This is a genomic window from Autumnicola edwardsiae (assembly GCF_031846505.1).
Lineage (GTDB): Bacteria > Bacteroidota > Bacteroidia > Flavobacteriales > Flavobacteriaceae > Autumnicola > Autumnicola edwardsiae.
Map to the genome: position 1 here is coordinate 19471 of NZ_JAVRHP010000036.1, position 12895 is coordinate 32365.

The following is a 12895-nucleotide window of genomic DNA, read 5'->3' on the forward strand; positions in this document are numbered from 1 at the left end:
AAATTTTACTTCCTTCTATAGAGATTAGTCAGTTAGCGTTTCATAGTGGTTATGTAAGCGCTTATACAAAACTTTAAGCGTTTCTTTTGCTGCTGATTCAAAATTGGTATTCCTAGAAGAAGCAAAAATTTCCCGACCAGATACATTTAGTTTGATTTCACAACTCTTTCGCTTCCCTTCAATATCTTCAATATCGTTAAAGAGAACCTTAGAACCTTTTAACTGTTTATATTTTGCTTCCAGCTTCACAAGGCTGTTTATAAGGTACCTATAGAGATTTTCGTTACACGAGTCTCCGGCGCATTTAATATCTACTGTCATAATAGGAGGTATTGTAATTAAGGATATAAATTTAAGTAGCCAGAACCGCTCAAAACATGACTTTAATCATGTAAACATCAGAATATTGAATACTCAAGGCATCAAGATAACTTTAGCACAGGGCCTTTTTAATTTCAAGATTATTGAAATTATGACCTTCAGAATTAAACGAAGGACTGCCTAACCTTACAATTAACAATTGTTTAGTAGAGGTTTAATCCTTCCCCTCTCCTAATTTTCTTAATTTTAGAATAGAACTAAATTAAAAACAACTAAAAAAGAATGATATGGCAGAAATACGTGTAGAAAAGAAAAAGCCGGTTTGGCCGTGGATATTAGTAGCAATATTAATACTCCTCGCCCTCCTTTATTTCTTCGTTTGGGCAGACGGAAATGAATCTGATGATGATGCACAGGATGACGATCAAATCGAACAACTGGAGCAATATGAGACTGAAGAATATGCTGAAAATGACTACCCAGAAAATGCAATAGGAAGATATCTTAATTATGTAGACAGAGGAGACGATGATGACGTTTTGGGAAATGATCCCCGTTCTCAACAAAAAGCAATGATGCTCCTTCTGGAGGCTGTGGAAGAAAAATCAATTGAACTTAACCACACTCCAGGCCCTGAGATGGAAAGCATTAGCCAGTGGGAACCCCAACAACAACTGGACAGTATAAGGCAAACCGGCAAAGTGGTTGTTGACAACCTTGAGGCAATCCAAAGAGACCAATATCCGGAACTGGAAGACGAAGTACAGGGGTTAAGAGCCGACCTTGACGAGTTGGCCGAAGGGAGCAGCAGCGATGAAGAGCGTGATCTATTCCTAGGAGGCTTTTTCACTCAGGCTGCAGATATCCTTAGGGAAATGGATGCTGAGATTAACAGTGCTCCTATGTCTCCTTCCAGCATAGATACCTCAGGTTACAGTACAGAAATTGACACTTTAACCACCGAAGAATAGCTATCGGGTCAAATTATACAATAGAACACGGCCGTCTTCACCCTACTGAAGGCGGCTTTTTTATATCTGTATAAAATTTATTTTCCTCTGTAACGTATTTGCTTTTCCTGTCTTTTAAAAATATTACGCCTTAATCTTTACCTTCGCTTTTTTACGTTACCTTTTCTTCATTTATATTTAGAACCCAGTTATGTTAGTTTTCCAAACTGTCAAATCTGAATTTTACAATTGTTAGGCTTTTGCAAAAAATTTGAGCGGCAGATTAATATATTCTATTTTCACAGCTTTAGAAATAAATGAAAGACCACTACCTTATTCTTGCAGGACTTGGATTTGCTACACTAATTATGGCCTGGCTGCCTTCTTTTGCCAAGAAGATAAAAGTTAGTTCCCCAATAATTTTATTGCTCATAGGTTTTGGAATATACGCTGCAGCTATACCTCTTGGATGGCCTAGTCCTATATGGAATGACGAATGGCTCATGTATTTTTCTGAGACCATAGTTATTATTTCTCTCATGGGTGCCGGGCTTAAAATTGGATCCCACTACACGCTCAAAAGCTGGCGAAAACCGCTGTTGCTGGTTTTTATAACCATGCCAATATGTATGGTTTCTGCATATTTGCTGGGATCCTATTTTCTTGTACTCAGCTTACCGTCTTCCCTGTTACTGGCTGCAATACTGGCCCCGACAGATCCCGTTCTTGCAGCCGAAGTTCAGCTGGATGACCCTCTTGCAGAAAAAAGTCCGGAAGATAACGTAAGGTTCACCCTAACTGCAGAAGCGGGATTAAATGATGGTATCGCCTTTCCTTTTTCTTATATGGCCGTTTTAGTTGCCCAGGCGGGAAGTTGGGCAGCATTTGATTTGACAGGCTGGATCCTGGATGAATTCTTACTGAGGATCGTGCTTGGTATAATTATAGGCCTTGCCATTGGAAGGCTTATTGGTTATCTTTTTGACAGGTTGCACCACGTGACCGGCGTTGAGACCTTTGTAGGTTTTCTTTCACTCTCCCTCACCATAATGACCTATGGCCTGAGCGAACTCCTTCATGGCTACGGATTCTTAGCTGTTTTTTTTGCAGGCTTTAGTTTAAGATATTACGAAAAGGTAAGCGGCGACTACAAAAAGAAACTTCATGATTTTATAACCGAAGTGGAACATTTATTACTTGTGGTTTGGATTATCCTTTTTGGTGGCTCTATTATGAGTGGTATGTTGACATTAACCGACTGGAAAGGGGTGACTTTTGCTTTATTATTTGTACTACTTATACGCCCACTGGCAGGTATGGTTCCCCTTATTTTTGTTAAAAAAGAAAAGATGAAGGAAAAGCTGGCGATCAGTTTTTTAGGAATACGTGGTATAGGTTCGGTTTTTTATTTATCCTGGGCCTTTTTAAAATTTGACAACTTTACTCATAAAAATGAGCTCTATGCAATTACTGCCTACATCATTTTATTCTCTATTGTACTCCATGGCCTTACCGCGCCTTCTATAATAAATTATTTTCGTGGAAAAGCAGAGCGAAGTTCAGACCTGGAAGAAAACTAACTGTTTGCACAGAATAGTGAAATCTTCAATAGATGGCTATTCGTAAAAATCATTCAAATCTGCTGCATGCAGCTCCTTTAAAAAATCGGAAATCATTGAGGTAGTTGCACTAAAAAAAGCAGCACCTTTTTCAGCAGTTGCTGCCTTTGGGTTTCCTACTCCGGTATCTTTAGTAACTTTTGTCCATTTTCGTTGGGCTGTAACCCAACCATCCTTAAGTCCTTTTATTTTGTACGTTTTGGCAGCACCATCTCCGGCTTCGTTTAATGGAAGTACCAAACCTGGGGCCAGGTGCATAACAGTGGCAGTTTCCAACTCCCCTGCATGATCTCCGGGTTCATGAAAATACGGATGAGCATCTACAGATTGCCACCAGTTTACAGAACAGATAAAAACATCCGGAAATTCCACGCTCAATTCCCTAATCATTGGCTTAAAACTATTTCCGCCGTGAGCATTTAAAATAACAAGTTTACGAAGTTTATGCTCGTTAAGCACCTGTACTACATCTTTTAAAACAGCATATTGTGTACTGGGATTCATGTTTATACAGAATTTCACATCCATCTGGCCTGTATTTACACCAAAAGGAATCGTTGGCAGCACCAAAGCTTTCGCTTCCTGCTCCCATGCTTTTCGGGCAGATTCTACAGCCACACCTTCAGCCAAGATGCTATCTGTTGCATAAGGCAAGTGAAAATTATGAGCCTCGGTCGCTCCCCAGGGCAGGACTGCCACAGTATAATCTTCAGCTTTTACATTTTTCCAGTTGGTTTCCGCGGGAACATAAGGCCTGATCTTCTGTTTCATGATAATTGCCATTTTAACTATGTGTCTTAAATTTACTGAAGTTTAAAAGATTTAGCAGTATCTAAGAATAATCCTATTTTTGAAAAAACTAACAGAATGCTGGATTTTATAGTTGTTGGGGCTGCACAGGCAGGTTTATCCATAGCTTACTACTTAAAAAAACTGGATAAAAATTTTTTGGTGGTAGACAAGGAGAGTACCATAGGCGCTTCCTGGCGCAACCGCTGGGATTCCCTTACCCTCTTCACCCCTTCAGAATTTAATAATCTTCCGTGCCTTGATTTTCCCGGTCCCAAAGGGCATTATCCTTCTAAAGATGAAGTGGCCCAATATTTTGAAGCTTATGTAAAAGAATATAATTTTCCTATTCAGTTTGATACGCTCATAGAGAAAATAAGCCGCGAAGAAGATTATTTTCTTCTGAAGAGTTCCAGCGGAGACTTAAAGGCGAAAAATGTAATAATTGGCACGGGACCTTTTCATATTCCCTATATTCCTCCTTTTTCTAAAAAAATTGATCCGGAAATCTTTCAGGTTCACAGCAATTACTATAAAAATCCAGATCAACTGCAGCCGGGAAAAACATTGGTGGTTGGTGCGGGAGATTCCGGTTTTCAGATCCTGGACGAAATATCTCAACAAAGAAACAGTGTATATTTTTCCGGGACAAGCAACGTGAGACTCCTTCCGCAGGAAATTCTGGGAAAAACATTATTCTGGTGGCTCAAAAAAACCGGAATCCTTGGCTTCAGTAAAGATTCATGGATAGGAAAAAAATTAAGCACATCCAGGCAGCCAATAATTGGAACCGACGTAAAGGCAATCCTGCGCCGGGAAAATGTAAGCCTTGTGGGAAAGGTTAAAGATGCGGAAGGAAATATTGTTTTTACCGAAAATAATGAGCTAAACGATCTAAAGAACATCGTTTGGGCAACTGGTTATCGTCCCAATTTTGAGTGGATTGAAGGGCTAAAACTTACAGAAAACGGTTATCCTGCACATTACCGGGGCGTAAGTAACATTAACGGACTCTATTTTATAGGGCTGCCCTGGCTCTACACCCGCGGCTCTGCCACCCTTGGCGGAATAAAAAAGGATGCCAAATATCTCGCAAACTATATTTCTAAAGCATAATTTCTTCGGGCTAATCTCAGCACAAAGACTTGGGGAAATAGTTTCAACTAAAGTTAAAGTACCTTTAAAGGCTTTTGATAAACAGCTTCTTTCCTGTAATTTGAGAGTAATACCTCCGGAAACGGATTTTTTCAGTGAAAAATTAAATTTCCCAAACCACTTAAAACGCTCAACATAAAGGAATGTCTGAACACGTACGCGAAATAAAGGGGGTAAAATCCCCCACAAAGATTAAAGGCTCAGGATGGAAAAAGATCGTGCTTAATGTAAAAGATCAAATTGCTGATGATAATGTCTCCATCGTTTCTGCCGGAGTGGCTTTTTACGCTTTCCTGGCCGTCTTTCCTGCAATCCTTGCATTAATTTCTATTTACGGGCTAGCCGTTAGCCCGGAGCAAATACAGAGTCAATTATCACAATTATCGGGAATGATGCCGCAGGAAGCCTTTGGGATACTGGAAAGCCAGATAGATAATTTTATGTCCACGTCGGGACAAACCCTTGGCTGGGGAACAGCATTGGGGATTCTATTCAGTTTATGGAGTGCCAACAAAGGAACCAAATCATTATTTATAGGAGTAGATATCGCCTATGGCATAGAAAAGCCGCGCGGATTTATAAAAGAAAATGCCATCGCATTACTTTTTACGTTAGGTGCTGTTCTGCTGGTGATCATCAGCATGGCCTTAATTGTTGCTTTTCCGGCCATTGTACATATGCTTGGGCTTCCTTCGGGAATTGAAACACTAATAAACTATGGACGATGGCTGGTACTTGCTGCCATTGTCGTCTTTTTTCTCTCGCTGGTCTATAAATATGCACCCCCCCGTACCACCCCGGCTTTTAAGTGGGTATTACCCGGTGCTCTTTTAGCCACTATTTTATGGTTAATCGCCTCCTGGGGATTTTCTTATTATGTAAGTAACTTTGGGAGTTATGGCGAAGTTTACGGCTCAATTTCTGCGGTAGTTGTGCTGCTTATGTGGCTTTTTCTTACCAGCTTTATCATCCTTCTTGGAGCTGAATTAAATTCGGAAACAGAAAATTATATTCGGAAGGAGTCGCACCCCGATAAAAAATGAATACTTGATCTACCATTCGTATTATGGTGGTTAGCCACTAATGCACGAATATTTTCAGGTTTGAACTATCCAGGTCATTTTCTAACCTGAATTCTCCTTTACCTGAAGGACTGTAAACTAAGGGAGACTCTTAAAATGCCAATTATCGGCAAAAAATAAACCCCGCAGCACTTTGCGGGGTTTATGTATATTGTACTCAGGTTTAAAGATTTTTTGCTACTTTTTCTACCGCAGCGATTGTCTTATCCAAATCTTCATAAGACAGGGCTTCACTTATAAACCAGGTTTCAAATGCACTTGGTGCGATATAAATCCCGTTTTCCAGTAATCCGTGGAAAAATTTATTGAATTTACCGTTTGATGCCGCCGCCGCTGCCGAAGCAAAATTTACTACAGGTTCTTCAGAAAAATGGACTGAAATCATTGAGCCAAGCCTGTTAATCGTGTACGTAACATCATTTGCGTTCAGCACCTTTTCTATTCCTTTATGTAGATATTCGGTTTTCTCATCGATGCTTTTGTAAATTTCCGGATTATCATTTAACTCCTGAAGCATCGCCATCCCCGCAGCCATTGCAAGCGGATTCCCACTTAAGGTTCCTGCCTGGTACACGGGCCCAACCGGCGCCAGGTAATCCATAATTTCGTTACGCGCGGCAAAAGCCCCAACCGGGAGTCCGCCGCCAATCACCTTCCCAAAACACACAATATCGGCATTTACTCCAAGTCTTTCCTGGACTCCGCCCTGTGCAAGCCGGAATCCGGACATTACCTCATCAAAAATCAGGAGAATATCGTTTGCATCACAAAGTTCTCTAAGCCCTTCTAAAAATCCTTCATTAGGAGGAATACAGCCCATATTTCCGGGAACAGGTTCAATAATTAAACAGGCAATTTCGTCCTTGTTGGCATCAATTAATTGTTTTACGCTTTCCAGATTGTTATAAGTAGCAAGCAAAGTATCTTTTGCAGTACCTTCAGTCACGCCGGGGCTATTTGGTGTTCCAAAGGTAATTGCACCGCTTCCCGCCTGGATCAAAAAACTATCGCTGTGCCCGTGGTAACAACCTGAAAATTTGATGATTTTTTCTTTTCCGGAGAAACCGCGGGCAAGCCGCACCGCACTCATACAAGCCTCAGTCCCGGAATTTACCATTCTAATTTTGTCGACATTTGGAACCATTTTAACCGCCAGTTCCGCTATTTTGGTTTCGAGTTCAGTTGGAGTTCCAAAAGAAGTTCCTTTTTTCGCCCTTTCCACAAGCGCATCAATAACCGGTTTGTGGGCATGTCCTAAAATAAGCGGCCCCCAGGAATTAATATAATCGATAAGTTCATTGCCATCTTCGTCATAAATATAGGCTCCTTTGGCTTCTTTTATAAAAATTGGCTCTCCGCCAACCGCTTTAAAGGCGCGAACCGGAGAATTTACCCCGCCGGGAATTACTTTTTGAGCTGAAGCGAATAATTCGCTGCTTCTTTTATAAATCATAAAACAGATTTTCTAATTCACTAATTAATATATAACAGCTGGCCAATGGAAATTGTGGTTCCATCAAGATCGTTAGATCGCTGCAAGTCGGCCACCGTCGTGTGATAGCGCTTTGCTATAGCATATAAAGTATCTCCTTTTTTAACAAGGTGCGTCGTATTGCCACTGTTTCCATCGGCAACATCTGCGTAACTTTTTGAAGGTCTTCCCAACACTTCTTCATCAAACCGTTGAAGCTGATATCTTTCAATTAAATCGATAAGTTTATTGGGGTATTTTCGATCTGTGGCATAACCGGCCTTCTTTAGACCTCTTGCCCAGCCTTTATAATCGTCGATATCAAGTTCAAATAATTCGGCATAACGTCGTCTTTCCGCCAGGAAAAGCGAATGATCCCGATACGAATATTTTGGGTGGTTATATTTCCTGAAACATTCCTGCCTCGCATCATCATCGTGATAAATCTTGCCGCCGTTCCAGCCATGACATTTTATTCCGAAGTGGTTGTTTGCGTTTCTGGACAACCGGCCTTTTCCCGCTCCCGATTCCAAAATGCCCTGTGCAAGGGTAATACTGGCGGGAATTTTATAAAGTTGCATTTCTTCCTGCGCGATGGGAGCAAACATTTGGATATATTGCTCTACACTCTCGGCGTGGCTTACGGGAGCCGGAGCACCTTCAGGAATATGCCGTTTTGCCTCTCCGCGTACCTCTACTTCCCTCTCGGAATTTCTTTCGGTCACTTTTTTCCTGCTTCCGCAGGAATAGATAAAAATACTCAGTACAAATAGTAAGAGAATTCGGTTTATCTTCATATCAATCTTCAATTAGAGGTAAATTCTTTTTCGCTAAACGCCTGTTCATCCCATCAATTCCCTGAAGTCCGCCGGTATGTATCGCCAGGATTCTAGCATTATCAGGAAAATCGCCATTTTCAATCATTGCAAAAATACCAAAAAGTAATTTGCCTGTATAAACGGGATCGAGCTGAATGTGGTATGTTTTTTTAAAATTATTGATAAAAGCGATAAGTTCCCGGTTCACCTTCGCGTAACCCCCAAAATGGAAATGGGTCGAAATTTGCCAATTATCGGCCTTCGTAAGCTCTTTTACTTCGGAAGTAAGAAAGTCTCCCCTTAATGCTAAAAATCCGATTATTTTTTGATCTTTTGAAGCTGAATTTATTATTCCTGAAATGGTGCCGCCCGTTCCAACTGAGGTGCATACGTAATCAAAAGCTTTATCTTCAGGCTGAAGGATTTCTTCGCATCCTTTTATGGCCAAAGGATTGGTTCCACCTTCCGGAACGAGGTAAAAATCGCCTAATTCCTGCCTTAAAGCTTCCAGAAAATCCGGGTTTTCCTTATTCCGGTACGCTTCACGAGTAATGAATCTCAATTCCATTCCGCAGGAGCTGGCAAATCGAAGCGTAGGGTTATATTTTAAAGTTTTCGGCAAATCTACAGCCAATTCCTCTCCTCTAATCACTCCCACAGTGCCGATATTTGCCAATTTCCCGGCTGCACCTGTGGCGGCGATATGGTTGGAAAATGCACCTCCAAAAGTGACAATTTTCGACCTTCTCTGCGCAATTGCTTCCTGAATATTGTACTTCAGCTTTCTGAATTTATTCCCGGAAACTTCAGGATGTAAAAGATCTTCCCGTTTTAAATACACCGAAATATTCTTAGCCGAAAATTTCCCGATAAACTGGTTGGGAACAGCAATTTCTTCAGTTTTAAAAATATCAGCCATTTCACAAAGATCAAAAAGCCGAAGATGCCAAACAATGATTGTTACAGATAATTTAGAAAGGCCCAGAATTTTCTTCGGCTTAAATAGTCCCCGTCAGTTTCCATTTTATAAGCTTCCCGTTCAAAACTGATGTTTAAATAAGCTTTATAGGCACTCCCGAATTTACACAAACCAATAACAAATTCTGTAAAATACCAGAGATAGAAGAAAATTAGGAGCAGTTCCAGTTGTTGGCGTAAATGGATGCGCTCGTGATTTATAAAAAGCCTGTCATTTTTAAGCCACTGATGCTTTAAAATAACAAATGGCCAGATGCTAACGCCTTTAAAGCCTTTGCCAAGCAAATATTTGTTAACGACCAGAATCATACTTTCAAGATAAGAATTGTATTTTTGTGCTATGAGTTTTTTTAAGAAAAAAATTCCGTTAGAAGAGGGTGATTATTATCTCACGCCCGAAGGATACAGGTGTTTTACCGAGCAATACCACCTAAAAAGAGGCTATTGCTGTGAGAGTGGATGCCGGCACTGCCCGTATGGTTACAACAAAAAAACCAACCGACAGGACTAGAATTCCTGTCTGGGATTGCCTGCAGCAGCAAAATCTTCTGAGTCGGCATGATTTTTGAGCCTTTTTTCCTGAGTGAAAAGCTTTTCTGTGCTGCTTTACCTGGTTGTGAAATAGATTTGTAATGCAACGATTTTTAACCACGCCAGAGAAAACAGGAGATACTCAAAATTCTTTTTATACAGATTTTTTGCTCCAAATGAGAGTTAGAAACAAATTATCAAAACTATTCACCTATGAAAATTCTTAAGTTTACCCCGTTTCTTTTGTTTTTTACAGTTTTGCTCACTTCCTGTAGTACGGTAAGAGTAGCTTCAGATTACGATCGCGAAGCAAACTTTAATTCTTACAGCAGCTTTGCTTTTTTTAAACCGGGAATTGATCGTGCAGAAATTTCAGACCTTGACAAGAAGAGGATCCTGAGAGCGATTGAACAGGAAATGACCGCAAAAGGATTTACTAAATCTGAAAATCCCGATCTTTTAGTGAGCATCTTCACAAAAACCAATGAGAATATTAATGTTTATCAAAATAACATGATGCCGGGCTGGGGTTACGGCTGGGGATGGAGCCCGTGGTACTGGGGAAGTGGTTATAACACGGTGAATCGTACAAGTGAAGGGACTTTATATCTTGATCTAATTGATGCCGACTCTAAAGAACTTGTATGGCAGGGAATGGGAACCGCCGCTCTGGCCGATAAAGTTGAAAGAAAGCAGGAAAGAATTAATGAGATTGTAGCCAAAATACTTGAAAAATATCCTCCCGGAAGCGAGGAATAATTTAATTAGAAATTACATATCCCCGTTAAAAGCCTCTTCTTAGAGGCTTTTTTTATTTCTACAACTGCACGTACGGTTCTTATTTACCTGCCGATTTTGTATCTTTAATAGCACATATTTCTTTAAACTTATGCTGGATCAAATTCAATCTAACGACATACTGGACCGCTTACCGGCGCATCTCCGGCAATACATAAAACCACAGAACTATGAGGATTACACTCCTGTGAACCAAGCAGTGTGGCGTTATGTGATGCGCAAAAATGTAAGTTACCTCAGCAAAGTGGCGCATTCTTCCTACCTGGACGGACTGAAGAAAACAGGTATTTCTATAGAACACATTCCAAATATGTACGGCATGAACCGTATTTTAAAGGAAATAGTCTGGGCTGCAGTTGCCGTAGACGGTTTTATTCCGCCGGCTGCATTTATGGAATTCCAGGCTTTTAATGTACTGGTGATCGCCAGTGACATACGCCAACTGGAAAACATAGAGTACACTCCCGCCCCGGATATTATCCATGAAGGTGCAGGCCACGCTCCCATAATTGCCAATCCTGAATATGCCGAGTATCTTAGAAGGTTTGGTGAGATTGGTTGTAAAGCTATTTCCAGCTCTAAAGATTTTGAAATGTATGAAGCTATACGGCATCTCTCTATATTAAAAGAGGCTGAAGGGATTTCTGAAGAAAAAATTGAAGCTGCCCAGGAGAAAGTGGATTACCTGCAAAACAATATGGGCGAAGCCAGTGAAATGGCAAAAATCAGGAATCTACACTGGTGGACCGTGGAGTACGGACTTATTGGAACTTTGGAAGACCCCAAAATTTACGGCGCCGGACTCCTCTCCTCTATTGGAGAAAGCACCTGGTGTATGACCGATAAAGTGAAGAAACTGCCGTACACTATAGCCGCTGCAGACCAGGAATTTGACATCACCAAACCTCAGCCACAATTATATGTAACGCCAGACTTTGCACATTTAAGTCAGGTTTTAGAGGAATTTGCTAATAAACTGGCGCTGCGCACCGGGGGGCTGGAAGGTATTCAGAAACTGATAGATTCAAAGAATTTGGGGACTATAGAATTGAGCACAGGTATCCAGATTTCGGGTGATTTTTCAGAAGTTATTTCGGAAGAAGGAAAGGCGGTTTACGTAAAAACTTCAGGAAAAACTGCGCTTTCTTACAGAGAAAAAGAACTGGTAGGCCATGGTATAGGCAATCATGCTGAGGGTTTTGGCTCTCCCATAGGAAAACTTAAGGGAATTAACCTCGCGATTGAAGATATGAGTCCGCGGGATCTAAAGGCCTATGATATCTATGAAGGAAAGAACATAAACCTGGAATTTGAAGGAGGAATAGTTGTTAATGGAGAAATTATCACAGGAACCAGAAACCTTCAGGGTAAGATTATTCTCATTAGCTTCAGAAATTGTACAGTAAGTTATGGCGACCGCATCCTTTTTGAACCCGAATGGGGAAATTATGATATGGCCGTTGGCAAAGAAGTCATTTCTGCCTTTGCAGGACCTGCAGATGCACATTCTTTTGATTTAGTCACCCATAAAACCTCTTCAACAACAATAAAAAGTACCAAGAGTGCGGAAAGAGAAGAACTGGAAAACCTCTACGAATCTGTACGGAATATCAGGGAAGGAAAAAACGCCATGTTTTCGCTTTCTGCTGCGTTTGATATTGTCAAAAAACACCATCCTAAAGACTGGCTGCTTTCTCTTGAAATTTACGAGCTTGCGATATATGAAGATCGAAAACTGGCAAAAAATGTACGCGACCATTTAGAGGACTTAAAGAAAAAGCGACCAAAAATTTCTCATTTAATAGAAGATGGAATTGGGCTCGTAGATTTAGCTCTTGTAAGCTAGAACTACATTTTTATTTCTTCAAATTCTTCTGAAGCGCCAATTGGTGTATTATTGTACGTCAACGTCCATCCCATGGAGTTGGTAAGAATATATATTTTCTGAAGCTCACTTACCAACCTGTTCCTGGCGTTTGATTTAAGGCTGGAGTTGTCAATCTTCCGCTGAATGGATGTATTGATCCTTTCCTTGATCTTGTTATAATCTGCAGCATCAAACTGGTTGAGGTAATCCTGGGTAACATCGTAATATTTTATGTCGGGATTAATGGTTATTTCCTCCTCCGGAATATGGGTGATGTTAACGGTTTTATCCTCTTTATTCACCCTTGTTTCCAGCTTACTCAAATCGTAAGCCACGGTAACTTCTGCGTTTACGACTATAAGAGCTTTTTTTCTTGCAGAAAAAACATCGAGATAAAATCTTTTTGAATCCTTGTAAGAATATACTTGCGAGAAAGAACCCTCGGTCACCACTAATTTTCCTACATTCCTTATCTGCTCCTGAATTAGCAAAGTATTCTCTTCCAGATTCTCCCGC

At 40.6% G+C, this 12895-nt stretch carries 14 protein-coding genes; 7 read left to right on the forward strand and 7 right to left on the reverse strand.

Annotation, left to right across the window (positions count from 1 at the left end; all coding sequences use genetic code 11):
• Positions 1-24 precede the first annotated feature (24 nt).
• A complete protein-coding gene (locus RM529_RS08675) occupies positions 25-321 on the reverse strand; it encodes a hypothetical protein (RefSeq protein ID WP_311484414.1) in 297 nt (98 codons plus the stop codon).
• Positions 322-608: 287 nt separating this feature from the next.
• On the opposite strand from RM529_RS08675, the gene RM529_RS08680 reads away from it, so the two are divergent.
• Together RM529_RS08680 and RM529_RS08685 are read left to right on the forward strand one after the other, a co-directional pair.
• Positions 609-1292, forward strand: coding sequence for a hypothetical protein (locus tag RM529_RS08680; RefSeq protein ID WP_311484415.1), 684 nt, complete (start codon positions 609-611; stop codon positions 1290-1292).
• Positions 1293-1588: 296 nt separating this feature from the next.
• Complete coding sequence (locus RM529_RS08685; RefSeq protein ID WP_311484416.1) at positions 1589-2851, forward strand: cation:proton antiporter; 1263 nt, start codon at positions 1589-1591, stop codon at positions 2849-2851.
• Positions 2852-2887: 36 nt separating this feature from the next.
• On the opposite strand, the gene RM529_RS08690 is transcribed toward RM529_RS08685, so the two are convergent.
• A complete protein-coding gene (locus RM529_RS08690) occupies positions 2888-3661 on the reverse strand; it encodes a creatininase family protein (protein WP_311484417.1) in 774 nt (257 codons plus the stop codon).
• A 96-nt stretch (positions 3662-3757) separates the two neighbouring features.
• On the opposite strand from RM529_RS08690, the gene RM529_RS08695 reads away from it, so the two are divergent.
• Together RM529_RS08695 and RM529_RS08700 are read left to right on the forward strand one after the other, a co-directional pair.
• Complete coding sequence (locus tag RM529_RS08695; RefSeq protein WP_311484418.1) at positions 3758-4795, forward strand: flavin-containing monooxygenase; 1038 nt, start codon at positions 3758-3760, stop codon at positions 4793-4795.
• Between the two features lie 182 nt (positions 4796-4977).
• Positions 4978-5877 carry a YihY/virulence factor BrkB family protein gene (locus tag RM529_RS08700; RefSeq protein ID WP_311484419.1) on the forward strand — a complete coding sequence of 300 codons (900 nt, stop codon included), beginning with the start codon at positions 4978-4980 and terminating at the stop codon, positions 5875-5877.
• Between the two features lie 202 nt (positions 5878-6079).
• On the opposite strand, the gene hemL is transcribed toward RM529_RS08700, so the two are convergent.
• From hemL to RM529_RS08720, 4 genes are read right to left on the reverse strand one after another with little or no spacing between them, the layout of a single operon-like run.
• Complete coding sequence (hemL, locus tag RM529_RS08705; RefSeq protein WP_311484420.1) at positions 6080-7369, reverse strand: glutamate-1-semialdehyde 2,1-aminomutase; 1290 nt, start codon at positions 7367-7369, stop codon at positions 6080-6082.
• Between the two features lie 20 nt (positions 7370-7389).
• Entirely contained in the window at positions 7390-8184 is a 795-nt protein-coding gene (locus RM529_RS08710; protein ID WP_311484421.1) for a glucosaminidase domain-containing protein, read from the reverse strand.
• A 1-nt stretch (position 8185) separates the two neighbouring features.
• Positions 8186-9124, reverse strand: coding sequence for a 1-aminocyclopropane-1-carboxylate deaminase/D-cysteine desulfhydrase (locus tag RM529_RS08715; protein WP_311484422.1), 939 nt, complete (start codon positions 9122-9124; stop codon positions 8186-8188).
• A gap of 41 nt (positions 9125-9165) precedes the next feature.
• The gene (locus RM529_RS08720) at positions 9166-9492 is read right to left on the reverse strand and encodes a hypothetical protein (RefSeq protein ID WP_311484423.1); all 327 of its coding nucleotides are present in this window, start codon (positions 9490-9492) and stop codon (positions 9166-9168) included.
• Between the two features lie 31 nt (positions 9493-9523).
• On the opposite strand from RM529_RS08720, the gene RM529_RS08725 reads away from it, so the two are divergent.
• From RM529_RS08725 to RM529_RS08735, 3 genes are all read left to right on the forward strand, one after another.
• Positions 9524-9694: a C1orf53 family protein gene (locus RM529_RS08725; protein ID WP_311484424.1), complete on the forward strand. Its 171-nt coding sequence runs from the start codon at positions 9524-9526 to the stop codon at positions 9692-9694.
• A gap of 233 nt (positions 9695-9927) precedes the next feature.
• Positions 9928-10473, forward strand: a complete 546-nt coding sequence (locus RM529_RS08730) for a DUF4136 domain-containing protein (protein ID WP_311484425.1) — start codon at positions 9928-9930, stop codon at positions 10471-10473.
• 130 nt (positions 10474-10603) lie between these two features.
• Positions 10604-12358 (forward strand): aromatic amino acid hydroxylase, encoded by a 1755-nt coding sequence (locus tag RM529_RS08735; RefSeq protein WP_311484426.1) that lies wholly within the window; start codon positions 10604-10606, stop codon positions 12356-12358.
• A 2-nt stretch (positions 12359-12360) separates the two neighbouring features.
• On the opposite strand, the gene RM529_RS08740 is transcribed toward RM529_RS08735, so the two are convergent.
• The coding region (locus RM529_RS08740) for a DUF4230 domain-containing protein (RefSeq protein WP_311484427.1) at positions 12361-12895 on the reverse strand (535 nt) is incomplete at its 5' end.

Coding starts and splice junctions, on each gene's coding strand:
- RM529_RS08675 (WP_311484414.1), bottom strand. CDS start 321: ATGACAGTAGATATTAAATGCGCCGGAGACTCGTGTAACGAAAATCTC.
- RM529_RS08680 (WP_311484415.1), top strand. CDS start 609: ATGGCAGAAATACGTGTAGAAAAGAAAAAGCCGGTTTGGCCGTGGATA.
- RM529_RS08685 (WP_311484416.1), top strand. CDS start 1,589: ATGAAAGACCACTACCTTATTCTTGCAGGACTTGGATTTGCTACACTA.
- RM529_RS08690 (WP_311484417.1), bottom strand. CDS start 3,661: ATGAAACAGAAGATCAGGCCTTATGTTCCCGCGGAAACCAACTGGAAA.
- RM529_RS08695 (WP_311484418.1), top strand. CDS start 3,758: ATGCTGGATTTTATAGTTGTTGGGGCTGCACAGGCAGGTTTATCCATA.
- RM529_RS08700 (WP_311484419.1), top strand. CDS start 4,978: ATGTCTGAACACGTACGCGAAATAAAGGGGGTAAAATCCCCCACAAAG.
- hemL (WP_311484420.1), bottom strand. CDS start 7,369: ATGATTTATAAAAGAAGCAGCGAATTATTCGCTTCAGCTCAAAAAGTA.
- RM529_RS08710 (WP_311484421.1), bottom strand. CDS start 8,184: ATGAAGATAAACCGAATTCTCTTACTATTTGTACTGAGTATTTTTATC.
- RM529_RS08715 (WP_311484422.1), bottom strand. CDS start 9,124: ATGGCTGATATTTTTAAAACTGAAGAAATTGCTGTTCCCAACCAGTTT.
- RM529_RS08720 (WP_311484423.1), bottom strand. CDS start 9,492: ATGATTCTGGTCGTTAACAAATATTTGCTTGGCAAAGGCTTTAAAGGC.
- RM529_RS08725 (WP_311484424.1), top strand. CDS start 9,524: ATGAGTTTTTTTAAGAAAAAAATTCCGTTAGAAGAGGGTGATTATTAT.
- RM529_RS08730 (WP_311484425.1), top strand. CDS start 9,928: ATGAAAATTCTTAAGTTTACCCCGTTTCTTTTGTTTTTTACAGTTTTG.
- RM529_RS08735 (WP_311484426.1), top strand. CDS start 10,604: ATGCTGGATCAAATTCAATCTAACGACATACTGGACCGCTTACCGGCG.